This window comes from Exiguobacterium sp. s63, from assembly GCF_018617335.1.
GTDB lineage: Bacteria > Bacillota > Bacilli > Exiguobacteriales > Exiguobacteriaceae > Exiguobacterium.
This window is the reverse complement of record NZ_JACSKB010000002.1, coordinates 206634-227869: the sequence shown is the minus strand read 5'-3', so window position 1 is coordinate 227869 and position 21236 is coordinate 206634. Positions and strand designations below refer to the sequence as shown.

16 protein-coding genes and 1 other annotated feature are annotated in these 21236 nt (G+C 50.2%); of the genes, 3 read left to right on the top strand and 13 right to left on the bottom strand.

From position 1 onward, the window contains the following. Window positions 1–23: 23 nt before the first annotated feature. The 3 genes from KNO90_RS07915 to KNO90_RS07905 form a co-directional block, all read right to left on the bottom strand. Window positions 24–665, bottom strand: coding sequence for a hypothetical protein (locus KNO90_RS07915; protein ID WP_215113386.1), 642 nt, complete (start codon window positions 663–665; stop codon window positions 24–26). 25 nt (window positions 666–690) lie between these two features. Then, a complete protein-coding gene (locus KNO90_RS07910) occupies window positions 691–4425 on the bottom strand; it encodes a DUF5057 domain-containing protein (protein ID WP_251127403.1) in 3735 nt (1244 codons plus the stop codon). Window positions 4426–4517: 92 nt separating this feature from the next. Further along, window positions 4518–5720, bottom strand: a complete 1203-nt coding sequence (locus tag KNO90_RS07905) for a bifunctional folylpolyglutamate synthase/dihydrofolate synthase (RefSeq protein WP_215113385.1) — start codon at window positions 5718–5720, stop codon at window positions 4518–4520. 109 nt (window positions 5721–5829) lie between these two features. Between KNO90_RS07905 and KNO90_RS07900 the strand changes: the two genes are divergently transcribed. The 3 genes from KNO90_RS07900 (at window position 5830) to KNO90_RS07890 (ending at window position 7742) form a co-directional block, all read left to right on the top strand. Next, the gene (locus KNO90_RS07900; protein ID WP_215113384.1) at window positions 5830–7266 is read left to right on the top strand and encodes a protein adenylyltransferase SelO; all 1437 of its coding nucleotides are present in this window, start codon (window positions 5830–5832) and stop codon (window positions 7264–7266) included. A 108-nt stretch (window positions 7267–7374) separates the two neighbouring features. Beyond that, entirely contained in the window at window positions 7375–7569 is a 195-nt protein-coding gene (locus KNO90_RS07895; protein WP_214739661.1) for a hypothetical protein, read from the top strand. After that, a complete protein-coding gene (locus KNO90_RS07890) occupies window positions 7566–7742 on the top strand; it encodes a hypothetical protein (protein WP_214779039.1) in 177 nt (58 codons plus the stop codon). Before KNO90_RS07895 ends, KNO90_RS07890 begins: the two co-directional genes overlap by 4 nt. A 16-nt stretch (window positions 7743–7758) precedes the next feature. Here KNO90_RS07890 and KNO90_RS07885 read toward each other — a convergent pair whose 3' ends face one another. From KNO90_RS07885 to lon, 10 genes are all read right to left on the bottom strand, one after another. Continuing rightward, the gene (locus KNO90_RS07885) at window positions 7759–8514 is read right to left on the bottom strand and encodes a hypothetical protein (protein WP_215113383.1); all 756 of its coding nucleotides are present in this window, start codon (window positions 8512–8514) and stop codon (window positions 7759–7761) included. 93 nt (window positions 8515–8607) lie between these two features. Continuing rightward, on the bottom strand, window positions 8608–11259 hold the full coding sequence (locus KNO90_RS07880) for a valine--tRNA ligase (protein ID WP_214739655.1): 2652 nt from the start codon (window positions 11257–11259) through the stop codon (window positions 8608–8610). Window positions 11260–11316: 57 nt separating this feature from the next. Further along, window positions 11317–11538: a binding site (T-box leader), on the bottom strand. A 47-nt stretch (window positions 11539–11585) separates the two neighbouring features. Beyond that, window positions 11586–12890 (bottom strand): glutamate-1-semialdehyde 2,1-aminomutase, encoded by a 1305-nt coding sequence (gene hemL, locus KNO90_RS07875; protein WP_031421390.1) that lies wholly within the window; start codon window positions 12888–12890, stop codon window positions 11586–11588. Beyond that, complete coding sequence (gene hemB, locus KNO90_RS07870) at window positions 12887–13867, bottom strand: porphobilinogen synthase (RefSeq protein ID WP_015881120.1); 981 nt, start codon at window positions 13865–13867, stop codon at window positions 12887–12889. Before hemB ends, hemL begins: the two co-directional genes overlap by 4 nt. After that, on the bottom strand, window positions 13864–14496 hold the full coding sequence (locus tag KNO90_RS07865) for a uroporphyrinogen-III synthase (protein WP_215113382.1): 633 nt from the start codon (window positions 14494–14496) through the stop codon (window positions 13864–13866). The genes hemB and KNO90_RS07865 overlap by 4 nt, the downstream gene beginning before the upstream one ends. Before the next feature lie 25 nt (window positions 14497–14521). Continuing rightward, complete coding sequence (hemC, locus tag KNO90_RS07860) at window positions 14522–15439, bottom strand: hydroxymethylbilane synthase (protein WP_215113381.1); 918 nt, start codon at window positions 15437–15439, stop codon at window positions 14522–14524. 52 nt (window positions 15440–15491) lie between these two features. Then, window positions 15492–16838 (bottom strand): glutamyl-tRNA reductase, encoded by a 1347-nt coding sequence (gene hemA, locus KNO90_RS07855; RefSeq protein ID WP_215113380.1) that lies wholly within the window; start codon window positions 16836–16838, stop codon window positions 15492–15494. 183 nt (window positions 16839–17021) lie between these two features. Beyond that, on the bottom strand, window positions 17022–18191 hold the full coding sequence (locus KNO90_RS07850; protein ID WP_215113379.1) for an AI-2E family transporter: 1170 nt from the start codon (window positions 18189–18191) through the stop codon (window positions 17022–17024). 110 nt (window positions 18192–18301) lie between these two features. After that, window positions 18302–18895: a ribosome biogenesis GTP-binding protein YihA/YsxC gene (gene yihA, locus KNO90_RS07845; protein WP_211781493.1), complete on the bottom strand. Its 594-nt coding sequence runs from the start codon at window positions 18893–18895 to the stop codon at window positions 18302–18304. Continuing rightward, window positions 18896–21196, bottom strand: a complete 2301-nt coding sequence (gene lon / locus KNO90_RS07840; RefSeq protein WP_214739639.1) for an endopeptidase La — start codon at window positions 21194–21196, stop codon at window positions 18896–18898. Between the last annotated feature and the right edge of the window lie 40 nt (window positions 21197–21236).

The following is a 21236-nucleotide window of genomic DNA, read 5'->3' as shown; positions in this document are numbered from 1 at the left end:
TGATTGAGAAGAAGCCGATTTTTTTAGTTCCTCATCTTTAGAATGAGGTCCGAGTTGTAGTCTTTGGCCGTTTGTTCCATTTCCTTCGTCCATTGCGCGCCGTGATCAAGAAGCAGTTGCGTCAACTCGACCTGATTGTGACGGACCGGTTGCAACAGAATCGATTCAGGATCTTGAATCGTATAGCCTTGCCCGAGAAGTTCTTTGACCGCCTCGAAATTCAACGAGTCGACCGCAATGCCAAGTAGTCTTTCATCTTCAACGTAACGCATCGCTAGTTTCCATTGATCCGGACTACCGTTCGCACTGAACAACGGTGTGATGACGGGCATCCCTTCCACTGCTTCAAATGAGTCAATCCCTTGCTCGAAGTATGCTTCAATCACGTCTAGAGGTGCGAGCGTCACTGCTGTGGCGAATTGCTCGGCTGTCGGCACAACTTTTTGATCTTCTAGAACAAGTCGGACGGCCTCCCATTCCTCCCTTTCCTGTAAATCTGTCAATTCTTCTTCTGTCACCGAAGAGCGTTGACTCACTTCTTTTACTAAATCGTCACCGGATAACTGCGAGAGCTCGGGTTGGGATTGACTCCAGTACAGGAGCCCTCCCAATCCGATCACGAGAATCAATCCGGTGATGCCAATCATCATTCGCTTGCGATTCATCATTCGCCAACTTTCTGCCATTCACTTAATAACGGTCATCATCCTGTCCTGAGGCATTCGTTTGGATGATGCGTACATAAAACGAGTCCTTCACGGCTTCAAACGGTTTTCCAGCCGGAAGCGTCGTGTAGACTTCCACTTTCGCCACACCCGGTTTCACTGGAATCAACTCTTTTCCTGATCCACTCACTTGAACATATTCTTCGCCGGATACAATCTCCATGCGATAGTCACGCCAAGTCGAAGTCGTTGGCCAGTACTCAAGGAGCGGTGGTCGTGGTGCCGTCCCTTCCCCGATATTGATTGTCATGTCTTTTGACATCAATTGGTTCGGGTATTCGTTGACGCGGACAACCGACGTGTTGGAACGAATGTTTCGTAACGCATTGTCATCGAATGTCGTCTGAATCGGAATGTCTGTCACGACTCCATTATTTCCGTAGCCATGGTTGGCACGTAATTCATATCCTGTCGCACTCTGTGTCACCGTCAGAGCGGATGGGATGGACCCGATTCGTTCAAACGGTATGGATACGGTTGGTGTTGAGGTCACTTGAATCGAGGCGACTTCGTTCACACGTTTTTCTTCGTCCAAACTATCCCATACCCAAAGGTCGAGTTGGTTCGGCGTTTGGCTCAAGGATGGTGCCTTGACTTGGATGGTAAAGACGGTGCTCGGAGTAGCGATATTCAAGCCACCGAAGAGGTCACCGACATCCACTGTCGCCTTAAACTGAGTCGTACCAGGTTTCAGTCCAATGATGTTCAAGTTGTTTCCAACTTGTTCAAACTTCACACTATCCCCGGATTCGACGACATAGCGAACCGACTTGTATTGAGCCGTTTCAGGCATGACTTTTGGTGTGACGGTAGTCGTTTGACCGACATATAGCTCTGTCGACGGGATAGTAAGTTGCTCAGGCGGACTGATGACATTGACTTTCGACTCTGCTACGACAAGGGGTTTCTTATCGCCCGGATCGATTGTCAATCGTAGTTTCGCTGTTCCTGTTTTCAAACCGGTCACAATCGCATTGTTTCCTTGGGTGACGAGTCTCGCGACACCGTTCGCATCAACGATTTCCCACTTCAAGCTACTCCATTTCGGGTTCGTAAAGGTGTTGCCTTTCGCATCCGTGATGGTCGGACTCACAATCTGCTGTGCCCCGATTTGTAAGGTGACGTCAGGAATTTTCGCTTCGTACGCGTACGGCGCCCCGATATTGATCAGCAAGTCTGCGAATGACGATTGAACCTCTAGTTCCTTATCCCAGTCGTTGTGCTTATCTAAAATGTGATCTTGCTTCTTCGAATACTCAATCAACGTCGTCAATTGGTTATCCGCTTTTTTCAATTGGATGAGTGAAGCAGAAGGCTCGATGGCTCGAATGACTACTTCAAACTTCACGGTTCGATTTCCACTATCGTTCGGGAGGAAAATGTTCGTGTTCCCGTTTCGTTCATAGTACAAGTCTGGTTTCAACTGTAACTTGATTTCATTCGGGTTCGTGACAGGGTATTCGTTTCCGTTCGCATCACGCATCGCCACCACTTCGAATTGGCTTGGTAGTTTTTCTGTGAAGGTCGTTAAATCCACTCGTAGAAACTTATCGCCCAATTGATTCGGTAATCGGTCGAAACGTTCCGGATATTGAACTTGATAGTGAATCGTTCCCGTTTCGTATAAGTTGATCGTCGACGGATCAATCGAACGGGACACTTGAATCAAGTCGGAAACATTTTCCGCACGTTTGACGTTGATGGTGAACGTATCGATCACCTTCGCATTCCGTTGATCGGACGTCTCGATTTTCACTTCAATCGGTCGGTCTGCCACAACATCCGCTGCCGGAATCGTAAACTCTTTGACTTCGTAGTTACGTAAGTTTTCGAATGCGACTTGTTTCCCGTTATACGTGATTGTTGAGTTGAGGAACAAGTCTTGGAAGTCATAGTCGCTCGGTCGCCACATTAATTTAACGTCTTGTCCAGCAGTCACTTCAACAGTCCCGGCTTTTAAATCAGCAGAGGTATAGGACTGGTTTGAATCACTGACGGACTCAATCACGTTGTAAGGTTTATGATTCGCCCCGATAAAGGCGCGATACATCGTATTGATGAAGATTTTCTTCTCATCTTCTACCGAGAACTTGTTCGTGTGCCCTGCACCGGAGTAGGTGAAGTTGTTTTTTGTATACGTGTAGTAATGATTGCTTGCATCTCCATATACACGATTTCCACCAGTAGAATACAGGTTGTACCAAGGCGTCACATCCGGATCGTTCAAATCGAGAGTGAAGTATTGGTTATGGGTATTTGAGATATTTTTGATTGAATCATCGAGGCGATACGGATAAGATGTGAAAATCCCATCCTGTACCTTAACTGCCTTATTGGTTGTTTCAGGAGCACCAAATCCCATGTTCGTATACATTTTTTGCCCTGAGATATTCAGTGAAGGATTGATATTCACAAATTGACGTTCCCACTCGGACGTAGGTGATGATGAACTATTCGTACGGAAAATCGTATCGTGCGTCAACATGACACCTTGTCCTGTTTCACTGAAACGTTTGACTTTCGAAGTGGCCGCAGCGTTCATGCTTCCATAAACGTTGTACGAATCCTGGAATCCAAAAATCAGCATATCGTAGTCGTTTTTGAGTAATGCCTGGTCATAAGTACCACCCTCGAACTGACTAGTTGTACCGTCCGTTAAATTGAATTCATAATTCCCAGCCGGGTCTACTAACATATTAGATAAATAGCTTGAAATTCTTCCGTTCGTGCCTGTTCCAGCAGTGAGCTGCAAGATGTTCGCTTTCACTTTTTCATCGAGGTAGAGAATACTCCCCTTACGATAATCTGCTCGACCTGTCAATGCATCCTTGACGACGAGCATCCAGTTCTTCGGTCCGCTAAACGTCGGACGCGATAACGTAAAATTGAGCGTTCCCGATTCTTTTGCCTGTTGCTCAATGACTTTTTCATCCGCATCAAATCGATCGTTATGGTCGTAATCGATATACAATTCTACGAATGCTGAAGAAGTTGGTGGTTGCGATAAAGTATAGGCGAAGTTGATTGGATGACGGACACCATCTTTCACTTGAATCGTCTGATTGCTAATCGACTGATTGTTATACTTCACTTCAGTTGATTGAAATCTCGGACGGGAAATGGTGAGTTGATTCAACTGCTGCGACATCTCGCGATCGACATTCTGTTGATCATTTCGATTAAAGACTTTCACGTTTGCATAATCACGTTGATAGTCTGCCAAGCGTTTTAACTGTGTATCGCCGTTTGCAGCATCCTCATGCATAAGAAGGGGCAAGCCGACACGGACAACCGTATTGAACAATTCCGTCGCTTTCAACTCTGTCAGATCGTTCATTTGATTTGTCGTGTCATGATTTTTCGAGTTGACGACAAGCGTCCCATTTTTATATTTCTCAGTTAAAGGACTGCTTCCAATCATGACCGCATCGAATGCACCTGTCATCGGAAAACGGGAGGCATTAAATTGTTTAATCGTCATAAACTGCGCATTCACTTTCGCAGTATTTACATTCAATGAATCACGATATGTTTTCACCGCGTTATTGTATTCAGTCACTGAAAGTATTTTCGACGAAGAAAAAGCATCACGAAGAATCAATACGTTTAAAATCGGTTGATTGGTCTCCGCAACTACTTTTTGTGGAATGATGGATATGATTAATACGAGAACCGCTATGTATTGCATGAGTTTACGCAATGTATAGTCCTCCCTATTTTTAGTCTTCACTACTAATTATCCCACCCACTTGAAAAAATATACATCTATTTCTTTGACATCAGGTAAATGTTTTAACTTAGGAAACGTCTCACTTCACTGATGAAATAAAGAGACCCTGTCACAATCAACGTCTCACTCGTCGGTACTTCCATCCAATCGCTTAGCCATTCTTTCCATTCAACGAAGCGTGCCCTATTTTTTAAAAGCTGATCTCTCGTTCTCGCACGAGGAAAATCAAACGTTGTCTCGTACACGTCGCCAATCTCTTGAAGCGCGTGAATCATCGTGTCACGGTCCTTGTCCGCTAAAATCGCCGTCAGCACGGTCACGTCTTGTTCTTGTTTGGCTTGAAGGACCAATGCCTCGATGCCTTCCTGGTTATGCGCCCCATCCAAGATCACTCGTGGTCGTTTGGAGACGAGTTCATAACGCCCCGGATGTTGTGCCCGCTCAAGACCTGACCGGATCGCCTCTTCCTTCCATCCAAGATGATGCGCCACTGCCACGGCACACGCTCCGTTATATGCTTGATGATGCCCCGTCAAGCCGAGCACGACAGGTGGCATCCCCTCATATGTCACGACAGTCCCAGCCCCGTCCTCGATTTCTGACACAAGCGTTCGTACATCATGAATCGAAGCGCCTACGTCTTCTCCTTTTTGAAGCAACAATTCAATCAACTTCTCCTGATTGACACTGTGGAACATCGGCACGCCACGTTTCATGATGCCGTACTTTTCCAGCGCAATCTCTTCAAGCGTATCGCCGAGAATCCCTTGATGGTCATGTCCGATTGACGTGACGATCGTCGCGAGTGGTTGCTTCAATATGTTCGTCGAATCGAGGCGACCCCCGAGACCGACTTCCCAAATGATTACATCAGGACGTGTGTCATCAAAATAGCACCATGCCATCATCGTCAAGAGTTCGAACTCCGTCAACGTCTCTGGTGCTTTGTCCGCACACGCTTTGACTCGATTTGCCACGTCGACGAGCGCGTCTTCCGGAATCGGTTCCCCGTTCAACATGATTCGCTCCTCGAACTGAATGATATAAGGGGAGGTAAATGTGCCGACGGATAAGCCGTTCTCCATCGCCATCGCCCGTAAAAACGCGACGGTCGACCCTTTTCCGTTCGTCCCGGCCACATGGATGGATGGGCGTTCTTCTAACCCTAACTGCTCAATCATCCAGTTCATCCGCTCAAGACCCGGTTTGATCCCGAAGCGAAGCTGTCCACTCAACCAATCGAATACATCTTGTCTCGTCTTCATCTTCCACACTCCTACTGTTTACACTTCTGTTTCATCTTATCAAAATTCACGACAGCCGTTATGGAAAACAGTCTATGCTATACTCGAAGCGAAGAAGGAGGCATGCGCCATGACAACTGACTGGAACTTCGAGGCGACGTACCTCGAACTACGTGATATTTTTTACGACCGTGGACCCATCCATCCGGTCGACAACCCGACACTCGTCTTGTTTAACGATTCATTAGCCGCTTCGCTCGGCCTTGATGCGCAAACACTCAAACAAGACATCGCTTTACTTGCCGGCAATCGTCAAACCGAGACATCTTTCTCTCAAGCATACGCCGGACACCAATTCGGCAACTTGACGATGCTCGGGGACGGACGCGCCCTCATGCTCGGGGAACATGTGACTCCGAACGGGAAGCGTATCGATGTGCAACTGAAAGGTTCTGGGCCGACAGAGTATTCTAGAGGGGGCGACGGACGGGCCGCACTCGGCCCGATGGTACGCGAGTTCATCATCAGCGAGGCGATGCACGCTCTCGGCATCCCGACGAACCGTGCGCTCGCCGTCGTTCAGACAGGGGAAGCCATCATGCGTCAAGGTCCGAAGCACGGGGCAATCCTGACTCGGGTCGCCTCAAGTCATCTTCGTGTCGGGACATTCCAATTCGCAGCAGGCGCCGGCTCTATCGATGATGTTATTTCGCTCGCGGAGTTTGCGATCAAACGTCATGATCCTGACTTGGTGGATGCGCCTGATTGCTACGAGCAATTCCTCGGACGCGTCGTCGAAAGACAGGCGAGACTGATTGCCAACTGGCAACTCGTCGGGTTCATTCACGGGGTGATGAATACGGACAATATGTTCATCAGTGGAGAAGGTCTCGATTACGGACCGTGCGCATTCATGGATACGTATCATCCGGAGACGGTCTTCAGCTCGATTGACCGAGACGGACGTTACGCCTATGCGAACCAACCATATATCGGGTCTTGGAACCTCGCCCGACTGGCGGAGACATTGCTGCCGCTCCTTGGCGAAACGAAAGAAGAAGCGGTCGATGTGGCGAACAAACAGCTCACCCGCTATACGGAGTTGTATAAAGAAGCCTACTTTACCGGACTCGTGCATAAGATCGGCGTATACGTCCGAAAAGACGGTGACGATGCGCTAACGGATGAACTGCTTCGGTTGATGGTAGAGGCGGAGGCAGATTATACGAATACGTTCCGCTCGTTGACGCTCGGTGAGATTGAATCGCTCCCATTCGCAACTCGGGAAGACGGGAAGGCGTGGATTGACGCTTGGCGAAAACGTTTGAGTGAGCAAGGTCTCCCGGACGAGGACGTCAGTCGAATCATGCGCCAATACAACCCGGCCGTCATTCCTCGAAATCATCATGTCGAAAAAGCAATCCAAGCGGCAGAACGAGGCGACTTCGGTCCGACCGAGGCGCTGCTCACGATTTTACGTGACCCTTATAACTACGACCAACCGTCTGAATACGTATCGGCAGGTCCACCACGAACGTATCCGTATCAAACGTTTTGTGGCACGTGAACCATCTCGCTTTTGCGAGATGGTTTTTTTGAAACCTATCTCATCGGTTTATCGTAATAGAAAGTAGTTCATAAAATATTCGAGTGAATTGGAATGGAGTGACACAAAATGAAAGGACTCATCCCGTTGATGATCCTCATCACCGCTTCAGCATCTTATGTAGTGTATAGTCTATATCTAACATTAGTCGGCCAACCGATTCAGCCACAGTTGACTGGTGTGGCAATCGGTCTTCTTTTCACGTCTTCATACTACATCACAACAGGCCGTTTGCCGTTTTGGAGTGAAGAGGAAGAGGCATGAGACGCATCTATATTGCTCTCTTGGTTATTGGTACGGTTCTATATTCCACGTACATCGTCCATCTGTTTCGAATCGGTTTTACGACCCCATTATATACCCAACTCCCGATGCTATTGGTGATTGGAGTCATCGTCTGGTCGCTCGTACAAACAAGACCCGAACGTCGCTCTTGACGCTCGGGTCTTAATATTATTCTGAATCCCGAAAAGGAAACGATACAGACGAAGGTTCCGGTAACGAATCAGCGAGTGCCAACAACTCTTCTTCCGAGATATTTCCTGTCACGATAATCAGTTTGCCTTGGGTTAAATAGTATAAACCGTTCCCGTATGATTGCTCCAATACATACGGTTCTGGCTGTTCCGACATCTCCCCTTCTACTTCAGTGAAAGAATCCGTCGCAATGATACTGATGAGGTGTGTCTCATCATATAACGTCCAAAGCTTCACCGGCCAATCGCTACCTGAATAGTCAGCGCTGATGACCTCCATATCTTTATTAGGAAGATCTAATCCGTGAGCGAACGCTGATGATGTCTCCGGAATCCCAAAACGTTGCATGCCACGCTGCGCCCATCCATTTCTTTCATCATGAATGAATACGGCAAACGGGTTTTCACGGTCAGGGACGGTCATCGCAACTAAACCAATCCCCCCGACCATCGTCTCCGTTATAATGTGATCCTTCGACAACTGTCTTGTCGAGCCATCTTCATATTGAAGGGTGATTTGTTCCACGACCGCGTCCGAGACCCGTTCTGTCCCTGGTTGTACTTCGGCAATCGTCGTCCCCGTCACGTCTACGTCGGGGAATTGCGATTCATCAATCACTCCCTCCTGTTCTACCTCTTCCACACCTGCCTTCTCCACAGACTCCGTCTCTTCTGATGGTGTACATCCAGCCAGTCCCAACATAAGAACACATATTACCCTAAGTCGTCTCATCTCAAATCCCCTTTCTCCGTCTATCTCTCCAAATTCTACCAAAATACAAAAAAACCTTCTTCAGAGAGTCAATCTCCAAAGAAGGTGTATATCTTACTTACGCAACTCTTCCAAACGGGCGCGGACTGCGTCACGCTTGTCGAGGTAGTCTTTTTCTTTTGCTTTCTCTTCGTCGATGACGTGAGCCGGTGCCTTGGCGATAAAGCCTTGGTTTCCGAGTTTCTTCTGCACGCGCTCGACTTCTTTTTCATACTTCGCCACTTCTTTTTCAAGACGAGCGATTTCTTCTTCGAAGTTGATGAGATCTGCGAGCGGGATGAAGAGCTCCGCTCCCGTCATGATTGCTGACATCGACTTGTCCGGTGCCGTGAGACCACGTCCGATTTCAAGCTCTGTCGCATTCGTGAACTTGCCGATTGTCATCTCGTTCGCGCTCAAGTAACCTTGTGTCGCATCGTCGCTCGTCGAGATGAAGAGCTGAATCGGTTTCGACATCGGTGCGTTCACTTCGGCACGAATGTTACGAACCGAGCGGATGACGTTCATCACAGCTTCAAACGCTGGAACCGAATCGGCGAAGTGAAGGTCGTCACGACGCGTCGGGTAGCTTGCACGAACGATTGAATCGCCTTCATGCGGCAAGTGCTGCCAAATTTCCTCTGTAAGGAACGGCATGAACGGGTGCATGAGACGCATGATCGAATCGAGCGTATGCGCGAGGACCGAACGGGTTGTGTGCTTCGCTGCTTCGTCCTCACCGTAGAGCGTGAGTTTCGCCATCTCGATGTACCAGTTACAGAACTCTTCCCAAATGAAGTTGTACAAGTAACGACCGGCTTCACCGAACTCGTATTTGTCGACGAGACGTGTCACTTGGTCGATTGTGTCGTTCAAGCGCGTCAAGATCCACTTGTCAGCAAGCGTCTTCTCACCTGTGAGATCGATGTCTTCCACTTTGAGTCCATCCATGTTCATGAGTGCGAAACGGCTTGCGTTCCAAATCTTGTTCGCGAAGTTCCATGTCGACTCGATCTTCTCCCAATAGAAACGAAGGTCGTTCCCTGGTGTCGAACCTGTGAGGAGGAACCAACGAAGTGAATCCGCTCCGTACTGGTCGATGACTTCCATCGGGTCAACGCCGTTACCGAGTGATTTCGACATCTTGCGTCCTTCCGAGTCACGGATGAGACCGTGGATGAGGACGTCGTTGAACGGTTGCTTCCCTGTGAACTCGAGTGATTGGAAGATCATCCGTGATACCCAGAAGAAGATAATGTCGTATCCCGTGACGAGCGCGCTCGTCGGGAAGTAACGGTTGAAGTCCGGTGCGTCCGCATCCGGCCAGCCCATTGTTGAGAACGGCCAAAGTGCTGACGAGAACCATGTGTCGAGGACGTCTTCGTCTTGTGTCCAGTTCTCACTGTCCGCCGGTGCTTCTTTCCCTACATACACTTCGCCTGTTTCGTTATGGTACCAAGCCGGGATGCGATGGCCCCACCAAAGTTGACGGCTGATACACCAGTCGCGGATGTTCTCCATCCAACGGAGGTATGTGCCTTCGAAGCGTTCTGGGACGAAGTTGACTTTCGTGTCGTCGTTTCCTTGTGCCTCGAGTGCCGCTTTCGCGAGTGGCTCCATGTCAACGAACCATTGTTTCGAAAGGTATGGCTCGATGACTGCGCCTGAACGCTCTGAGTGACCGACCGAGTGCGTATGCGGCTCAATCTTCACGAGTGTTCCGTCCGCCTCAAGGTCTTTCACGAGTTGCTTGCGGCATTCGAAGCGGTCGAGCCCTTCGTACTTGCCTGCGTTCTCGTTCATCTTCCCGCCTTCGTCCATGACGAGGATGCGTGGAAGCTCGTGACGGTTTCCGATTTCAAAGTCGTTCGGGTCATGGGCTGGCGTGATCTTCACGCAACCTGTACCGAACTCCATGTCTACGTAGTCGTCTGCAACGATTGGAATCTCACGGTTCATGATTGGAAGCATGATCGTCTTGCCGATGAGGTGTGTGTAACGCTCATCTTTCGGGTTGACGGCAACCGCCGTATCACCGAGCATCGTCTCAGGACGTGTCGTCGCGATTTCGATGTGACCAGATCCGTCAGCGAGTGGATACTTCATGTGATAGAACGCACCCTCGACCTCTTGATAGATGACCTCGATATCCGAAACGGCCGTCTTTTGAGCCGGGTCCCAGTTGACGATATATTCGCCACGGTAAATCAAGCCTTTTTCATACAAACGGACGAATACTTCTTGAACGGCTTTTGAGAGCCCTTCGTCGAGTGTGAAGCGCTCACGCGAGTAATCGAGACCGAGACCGAGTTTTGACCATTGATCGCGAATCGTCTTCGCGTACTCGTCTTTCCATTCCCACGTCTTCTCGAGGAACTTTTCACGTCCGAGGTCGTAACGCATCACGCCCTCTTCACGGAGCTTTTGCTCGACTTTCGCTTGGGTCGCAATTCCGGCATGGTCCATCCCTGGGAGCCAGAGCACGTCATAACCTTGCATGCGCTTGAGGCGTGTCAACAAGTCTTGGAGCGTCGTGTCCCAAGCGTGACCGAGGTGAAGTTTCCCCGTAACGTTCGGTGGTGGGATGACGATCGTGTACGGTTGTTTCGAATCGTCCTCGTCTGCTTTAAATACATCGTTCTCTAACCAGTAGTCGTACCATTTTGACTCCGTCGCACTTGGGTCGTACTTCGTCGGCATGGTGATTTCATTTGTCTCATGGGCCATGTGGGGCGCCTCCTCTATATAATAATGAACACAAAAACGGCTTCTCTCGTCCTATACGCTAAGGACGAAAGAAGCCGTGATCTTCCGCGGTACCACCTTAGTTCGCCAACAAGTGGCGCCCTCAAAATCGAATAACGGTCGATGGACCGAACTTTCCTACTCCATTCAGAAAGTCAGCTCCGAGGCGACTTCCGCGTCCATCCCTCGCAACCTTTCACCAAGCGGTCGCGTCTCTAAAAGGAATGGAGGATGCGTACTACTCCTCATCAATGCTTTTCATCGTATCTGTTAAATAATTGTAGCGACAGAAACGTCAGCAGTCAAGATTAGAGTGAAAACTCTTCTTGAAGCTCCTTGAACGTCGCCTCGACCGCCGCAATCGTCTTCTCGATATCCTCATCCGTATGAGCCGTCGAGAGGAACAATCCTTCAAACTGTGACGGTGGCAAGAAGACGCCACGCGCCGCCATCTTCTGATAGTACGAACGGAACATCTCGAGGTTCGCCGATTTCGCTTTCTCGAAGTTCGTTACTTTCTCGTTCGTGAAGAAGAAACCGAACATCGAGCCGGCACGGTTCGTGTCGTGCGGGATGTTGTATTTCTCACCGGCCTGCGTGAAGCCTTCCGCGAGACGATCTGCCTTACGCTCGAACTCGGCGTAATGCTCCGGTTTGAGTTGCGAGAGTGTCGTGTAACCGGCAATCATCGCAAGTGGATTACCCGAGAGCGTACCTGCTTGATAGATTGGACCTTGAGGTGCGATCTGTTCCATGATTTCACGTTTCCCGCCGTAAGCACCGACCGGAAGTCCACCGCCGATGACCTTACCGAGACACGTAAGGTCTGGTGTGACACCGAAGTACCCTTGGGCACAGTTGTACCCGACACGGAAGCCCGTCATGACCTCATCAAAGATGAGGAGCGCGCCGTTTTGTTCCGTGATCTCGCGGAGTCCTTCGAGGAATCCTGGTTGTGGTGGCACAAAGCCCATGTTTCCTGCGGCCGGTTCGACGATGACGCCAGCGAGGTCGTCTCCGTATTTCTCAAATGCGACGCGGACTGCGTCCAAATCATTGTAAGGAACCGTGAGCGTATGGCTTGCGAGTTCTTTCGGTACACCTGGTGAGTCTGGGAGACCGAGCGTCGCGACACCAGAACCGGCTTTGATGAGAAGCGAGTCCCCGTGTCCGTGGTAACATCCTTCGAACTTCAAGATTTTCGTCTTCCCTGTATAGCCGCGTGCGAGGCGAAGTGCCGCCATCGTCGCTTCCGTACCCGAGTTGACCATACGGACCATCTCGATTGACGGGACGCGGTCGATGACGAGTTCTGCCATCTTCGTCTCAAGCTCAGTCGGCGTCCCGAACGTCCAACCTTTTTCGGCTTGTTCTTGAATCGCTTTCGTGACGACCGGGTCACGGTGACCGAGGATGAGTGGTCCCCATGAGAGGACATAATCGATATACTCGTTACCGTCGATGTCATAGACACGTGAACCTTCACCGCGTTCGGCGAAGATTGGCGTCATGCCGACCGATTTGTAGGCACGGACCGGACTGTTGACACCGCCTGGCATGAGCGGACGGGCTTGTTCGAACGCTTCTTGTGAGCGCGTTTGGTTGTATGTCATGCGTAGTCTCCTTCCAAATAGCGACAGACGTCTTTTGCGAAATACGTAACGATGAGATCGGCACCGGCACGTTTGAATCCGACCATCGTCTCCATGACAATGCGTTCTTCGTCGACCCAGTCGTTGAGTGACGCGGCTTTAATCATCGCGTACTCTCCGCTCACGTTATACGCCACGATTGGCATATCGAGTGAGTCGCGCATGTCACGGATGATGTCCATGAACGCGAGAGCCGGTTTGACGATCATGAAGTCGGCACCTTGTTCGACGTCCGATTGTGACTCACGGAACGCCTCACGACGGTTCGCCGGGTCCATCTGATACCCTTTACGGTCGCCTTCTCCTGGAGCTGATTGAGCAGCGTCACGGAACGGTCCGTAATACGCAGACGCATATTTGACGCCATAGCTCATGATTGGGATGTGGCTGAATCCGTTCTGGTCGAGACCTTCGCGGATAGCTGCGACGAATCCGTCCATCATCGAGCTCGGCGCGATGATATCGGCACCCGCTTGTGCTTGCGTGATGGCTGTCTGGACGTGAAGCGGTAGCGATGCGTCGTTATCGACGTCCCCGTCCTTCACAAGGCCACAGTGACCTGTCGACGTGTATTCACAGAGGCACGTATCAGCGATGACCGTGAGCTGTGGTGCCCACTCTTTTACTTTACGGATCGCTTCTTGGACGATGCCGTGATCGTGATACGCTTCACTGCCTTCTGGGTCTTTATGTTCCGGCACGCCGAACAAGAGCACAGATTGGAGACCGAGGTCGACGATTTCTTTGATTTCTTCTTCGAGTCGGTCAAGTGAATAATTAAAGACGCCAGGCATCGAGCTGACTTCACGTTTAATGTTAGTCCCTTCAATGATGAAGAGTGGGTAAATCAAATCTTCTTTTCGAACATGATTTTCACGTACGAGGGCACGCATCGACTTCGATGAGCGAAGACGACGGTGACGGTCAAACTGGTTCATGAAAAATCCTCCCCTACACACTGTATTAATGCATCCATAGTATAACATTCTGGCACTCGTATCGGTAACGTCGACACTTGTCGGATGGCACGTTCGGTCACTTCACCAATGGCGTACCACGTCCCGTTGAAGCGGGACAAGTGTGGTGTGAGCGCCTCGACGGCTGACGGGCTCAAGACGAGCAGCGCCTTCACGGTTTCGAGTTGTTGCTGTTGCGCCGGTGTCAGTGGCACGGGAATCGTCTCGTAGACGACCCAGTCCTGCACGTGAGAGAGCATCGTCATGTGTGACGTGTTCGCCAGGTTTCCACGAGCGAACAAGACGACATCCTCGGTTGATACGACTTCACGTAACTCTTGAAAGAGCGCCTCACCCGTATACGTCTCCGGCATGAGTGAGACGGTAAACCCTTCCGCTTCAAGTGCCCGTTTCGTCTTCTCACCGACAGCGGCGACTTTCACGTCACGCGTCAGATTTTGAAGGGCGGGCACCGCGTTTTGACTCGTCACGACGAGCCAATCGAATCGTTCCACGGGTGGTGGGATGTGCGTCTCTCTCGTCTGAATGAGCGGGACATGATGAACGGAAAGACCGCTCGCCTCGAGCCGTGCTCGTTGCGAAGCGGTCATTCGTTTCGTTCCCGTGTACCAGACGTCACTCATTGACCGAGGCGAGGATTTCACGCCCGCCACGACCGAGCAATTCTTCTGCGACTTCTTGTCCGAGTGCGACCCCGTCCGTCGACGTCTTCGTCACGCGAAGCACTTCTTTCCCGTCCACTGACGCGATGAGGCCTGTGAGGGTCACGTCGTTACCGTCGACCGTCGCATAACCGCCGACCGGTACGTGACAACTTCCTTCGATGGCTTTTAAGAAGGTACGCTCCGCCGTCGCCGCTTTCGCCGTCACATCATCATGCAACAATTGAAGCACTGCTGTCACTTCTGCATCGTCCTTGCGGCTTTCGATGGCGAGTACGCCTTGTCCGACAGCCGGTACCATGACGTCCGGGTCGAGCGCTTCAAAGTCGACACGATCTGTCCACCCCATCCGCTCGAGTCCTGCTTTCGCGAGCAAGATGGCGTTGTAGTTCTCCGAGTCTAACTTTTTCAGACGCGTATCGATGTTTCCACGGATCCATTGAATCTCAAGGTCAGGACGTGCTGCCAAGATCTGAGCACCACGACGGAGTGAACTCGTTCCAACAATCGAACCTTTCGGAAGCGTCTCGAACGTGTATCCGTTCTCACAGATGAGGACGTCACGCGCATCGACACGTTTTGGCATACAGCTGATATAGAGTTCCTCCGGAAGTTCAGCCGGAACGTCTTTCATACTGTGTACGGCGAAATCGATGTCCCCATCGAGCATCTGTTGTTGAATCTCTTTGACGAATAGACCTTTCCCACCGACCTTCGACAATTGTACGTCGACGATTTGGTCCCCTTTCGTCACGATTTCTTTAATCTCGAACTCGTTCTTTGCTCCAGCTTGCTTCAATTGCTCGATGACCCATTTCGTTTGAGTCATGGCGAGTTGGGAACGGCGTGAGCCGACAATGATTTTCCGCATGTTTAATCTCTCCTTCATAGAAAAAGGCGACACACGTCGCCTTTTTGTCTTGTTAGCGCATCAATGCGCGAAGTGGTGCTTTAGCCGAAGTAGCATCCGTTTCTTCCATTTCGTCTACAGGTTGTTCCGGCAACTCGACATCGAGTCCGAACGTCTCGATGAATTGAGCGATCCGAACGTTCGCATCCGGCTGAGCCGCTGCGTCCTTAATATAATCGATCGGATCACGAAGCATTTGATTGATAATCGACTTCATATGCTTTCCGATGACTTTCTTGTCACGTGCCGACAAGTGATCGAGTTTACGCTCTAGACTCGTCATCGTGTCTTCTTGAATATCAAGGGCACGGGCACGTAACTCATTCATGATCGGGACGACGCCGAGCGTGATGAGCCATGTTTGGAACTCTTGAATCGCTTCATCGATTTTCATTTCAATCTTTTCAGCCTCGACGAGACGTGCCTCAAGATTCTTGTTGACGATTCCATTCAAATCATCGACATCGAATAAATGAACACCCGGAAGTGTCGCGACCGCTGGATCGATATCTCGCGGCACAGCGATGTCAATGAGCAAGAGTGGACGTTCACGGCGTAACAATTGTGCCGCTGCCACATCGTCATATCCGATGACGGCGTCTTTCGCCCCTGTCGAACTGATTAAAATATCCGCATCGAGTAATCCGCATGCGATTTCACGAATTGAATGGGCACGACCTTGGAACTTGTCCGCAACCGCCTTCGCCTTACTTTCCGTCCGGTTAAAGACAGCGATTTGTTTGGCGCCCGCCTCAAACAAGTTGAGTGTCGTCAATTCACCCGTTTCACCGGCTCCGACGACGACGACTTGTTTGTCTTCAAGCTGTTGGTACATCTCTTGCGCAAGCGTCACGGCAGCCGAACTGACTGATACAGACATTTCCCCAATTTGCGTGTCCGTATGGGCGCGCTTGGCGAGTGTGACCGCTTCTTTGAATAATTTGTTGAAGACCGTTCCTGTCGTTCCATGCTCTTGAGCGCGGAAGAAACTCGTCTTCACTTGACCTAAAATTTGTGTTTCCCCGATGATCATCGAGTCGAGTCCAGATGTGACACGGAATAAGTGGCGAATCGCCTCTTCTCCTTCTCGAATCGACAAGTATGGCGTGAACTGTTCCATCTCTAAATCGAACCAGTTCGCCAAAAAACGTTTCGTGTAATAACGACCCGTATGGAGTTGGTCCGTCACGACGTATAGCTCCGTCCGGTTACACGTAGACAAAATAACCGACTCGAAAATGCTCTTCTCTTCGCGAAGTGCAATCATCGCATCCACGATTTCTTGCTCCCCAAACGAGAACTGCTCCCGAATCGCGACAGGGGCTGTCTTGTTATTTAGTCCAACGACGACAATATGCATGTATCTCTTCCCCTCATCTAAAATCCACCGACGGTTGTCTCTTCTTTTTCAATCTCTACCGTACATTATAACAATTTTTATCTAGGAACTATAATCTTCTGTTTGATTTTCCTGAAATAAAATAAGAACTTTTTGTGACAAAAAGAAGTAGAAATGGCGAAACCCCATTCCTACCCTTTTTTCTTAAGCATTTGGCGAGTTCGGGTCCGTGATAATCGAACTCTCTGCCTCTTCTTTGTCTAAATATTGCTCACGTTCCTTCAGTTTGTAGATTCGAACGATATTCTGAACAACCGTTTTGGCGACCGCATAGAACGGTACGGCGATGAGCATTCCGATGATGCCGGCCAAGTTCCCAGCCACGAGTAAGACAATGATGATCGTGAGCGGGTGCACTTTCAAAGATTTCCCTTGAATGAGCGGCGAGATGACGTTCGATTCGATTTGTTGCACGATGATAATGACGACGATGACCCAAATCACTTTGATCGGATCTTGGATAAACGCGACGACGACTGCCGGTGCGGCTCCTAAGAACGGACCGACGTACGGAATGATGTTCGTCACCATCATGAAGAGCGCGAGCAAGATGGCATAATCCACCCCAACGATCCAAAGACCGATGAGCGAGGTGATTCCGACAAAGAACGCCACGAGTAGCTGCGCGTTGACATAGCTACGGACCGTCTCGTGCATGTCATGCAAGATGTGACGTGTCTCTTTCTCATAGCTCGATGGCAACAGTTTGACAATGGCATCCGGTAATCGTTTCCCGTCGAGTAACATATACAGGAGCATGAACGGAATGACGACAATGGTAATGACCGCTGACGTCACGAACCCGACGACTTGGCCGAATGACGAAGCGATGTTTCCGAATAGGTCTCCTAAGTACGATGTGATATTCGTCGTCAAGTTACGGAACATCTCATCATTTTGTGCCATGAAGCGTGACAAGAACTCATTTTGAAGTAATGAATCACGAACGGCGAACGCCTGTTGTTGAAGTTCTTTCGCGATACTTGGCATCGCATTGATCAGTGACGTGATCTGCTCACCTAAAACGGGTCCGAGCACACTGAAGACAATGGTGAAGATCAGGACGAGCCCAATCAATGTCAATGCGACCGCTAACGTTCGCTTCCCTTTTAAACGTTTCTCTAAAAAGTCGACGATGCCGACCAAAAAGTAAAAGAAGAGTCCTGAAATAATGAGTGGCACCGTGACAAGTGCCAAAATAACTTGAATCGGCTCAAACACAAAGGAAATCTGTGTTCCGACCCAAATGACTAAAAAGATGGTCAGCGTCCAAAAGAGGGCGCGGTACCATTTGCTTTCAAACATACGTTGCATTTCCCCACCTCGTTTACGATTATGACTATGTACTAACTTTGATTATACGATAATTACCCGCTTGCGGGATGAGAAAAACAAAAAGGCGAAGGAATCCCTTCGCCTTCTCCTTATTCACCCTCTGTGATGAGTGCGTAAATCGCTTTCCATGCCTCGTCTTTTCCTTCTGCCGTTTCAGCTGAGAAGGCGACAAAGCGGTCGGATGGATCAAATTGAAGCTTGCGTTTCACCGCTGCCTCATGTTTTTGACGCTGACTCTTCTTAATCTTATCGAGTTTCGTCGCCACGACGATGACTGGAATCTCGTAATGCTTCAAGAAGTTATACATCGTCACATCATCACCCGTCGGTTCATGACGGATATCGACGAGTAAGACGACACCACGAAGTGCCTCCTGGCTCGTCAAGTATTGCTCCATCATGACGCCCCACTTCTCACGTTCCGTCTTCGATACTTTCGCATACCCATAACCCGGTACGTCAACGAACATGATTTCATCATTGATATTGAAGAAGTTGAGGGTCTGAGTCTTCCCTGGTTTCGAAGACGTCCGTGCGAGCGCCTTCCGTTGGCAAATCTTATTGATGAACGACGATTTCCCGACGTTCGAGCGTCCCGCAAGTGCCACTTCCGGCAACTCATGGACCGGATAATGGTCTGGCGCGACGGCACTCGTCACGAACTCTGCTTTGTTGATCTTCATTTAATTTCCTCCAAATGCTACATCTAGTACTTCATCGAGTGTCGTCACGGGAACGAACGTCAATTTCTCACGTACCGTCTCTTGAATGTCATCGATGTCTCGCTCATTATCTTTCGGAATGACGATGGTCGTCAACCCGGCCCGGTGAGCAGCGAGCGCTTTTTCTTTCAATCCACCGATTGGTAAGACACGTCCACGAAGCGTGATCTCCCCAGTCATTCCGACGTCACGATGGACTTTTTTCCCGGTCAACGCGGAAATGAGTGCTGTTGCAATCGTGATCCCGGCTGACGGACCGTCTTTCGGCACGGCACCTTCTGGTACGTGAATGTGGATGTCTTGTCGCTCGTAAAACGTCGGGTCAATCCCGAACCGCTCTGCATTCGCACGGACATAGCTATACGCAGTCTGTGCCGACTCCTGCATGACGTCCCCGAGTTTACCCGTCAACTGAAGTTTACCTTTCCCTGGAGCGAGTGCCACTTCGATCGTTAGCGTGTCTCCACCGAACGCCGTATAGGCAAGACCTGTCACTGCACCAATCGAGTCCTCGGTCTCCCCTTTTCCATAACGGTACTTCGGTTTTCCGAGATACGTGATGATGGCTTTTTTCGAAATCGTGACGCGTTTCTTCTCACCGATAGCGATTTGTTTCGCTGCTTTTCGGCAAAGCGAACCGATGACGCGTTCTAAGTTCCGGACGCCGGCTTCACGTGTGTAACGGCGCACGACTTCATAGAGCGCATCTTCTTTAATCGTCAATTGACTCTTCTTCAACCCATGCTCTGTCAGTTGTTTCGGTACCAAATGGCGCTTCGCAATCTCTACTTTTTCAAGTTCCGTATACCCACCGATTTGGATGAGTTCCATCCGGTCAAGGAGTGGGGCCGGGATTTGCGAGACATCGTTCGCCGTCGCGATGAAGAGGACGTTCGACAAATCGAACGGTTCTTCGATGTAATGGTCCGAGAACGAGACGTTTTGTTCCGGGTCGAGCACTTCGAGCATGGCTGATGCTGGGTCTCCTCTAAAGTCAGATGCCATCTTGTCGATCTCATCGAGCAAGAAGACCGGGTTCTTGCTTTCCGCTTGCTTCAATCCACGAATGATCCGTCCTGGCATCGCCCCGATATACGTGCGACGGTGTCCACGGATTTCTGCCTCATCGCGCACGCCACCGAGCGAAACACGGACGAAGTGACGGTCAAGTGCAGAAGCGATGGAGCGGGCAAGCGACGTCTTCCCGACCCCTGGAGGTCCGGCAAGGCAGAGAATTGGTCCACGAAGCGAGTTCGTCAACTGACGAACGGCCAAATATTCAAGGATGCGATCTTTCACGGATTCTAAGCCGTAATGGTCGTCATCAAGCACATCCGCCGCGTGTTTCACGTCAAGCTTATCATCCGTTTCGATGCCCCACGGAAGAGACACGACCCAGTCGAGGTAATTACGAATGACCGCATACTCTGGCGACGTTTGTGGCACGACGTTCAACCGTTCCGCTTCACGCATGACATTCTTTCGTGTCGTTTCCGGCAAGTCGAGCGCTTCTAACTTCTCACGAAGACGGTTCGGTTCCGACTCTTGCGTCTGGTCCCCAAGCTCTTGTTGAATCGTCTTCATCTGTTCTCGTAAGTAATACTCGCGCTGTGACTGTTCAATCGATTTCTTCGTCCGTTCGCGCATTTCTTGCTCAAGCTCGATCACTTCGACCTCATGGGCGATGATTTCAAGTAGCTCAAGTCCTCGCTTGACGGCATCTGCTTCTTCAAGCATCGCTTGGCGAAGCTCGACGTCGACATCAAGTTTTGACGTGATATAGTCCGTGAGTGATTCAAGCCGCTCATACATTTCGAAACGACGACGCTCATCTGGCGACATGCCCTTAATGTTTGCGACGAGTTTTCCGAACTGTTCTTTTAACAGACGGACGAGTGCCGTACGTTCGACCTCTTCCCCTTCTGCGAGTTCGACCGGCTCGATATTGGCGAACCATCCTTCATCTGTCGATTCAATCGAGTCGACACGGACGCGCTCTTTCCCGACGATTCGAACCCGAATGGTCTCGTTCGACAATTCACTCATCTTCGCAATGTGGACACGCGTTCCAACCGTGTATAGGTCTTCCGGTTCCGGCGACTCGTTCCCTGTTTCTTTCTGCGTCACAACAATCAAATCTGTTTCATGCTCCTTTGCGGCAAGGAGCGCCCGAAGGGATAACGGGCGTCCGACATCGATGGTCACACCGATGAGCGGATAGACGACGACTCCTCGCAAAGGAAGGATTGGTAATTTTTCCATATACAACGCCTCCTGTGCAAAAAGGCCCAAAACTCGGATG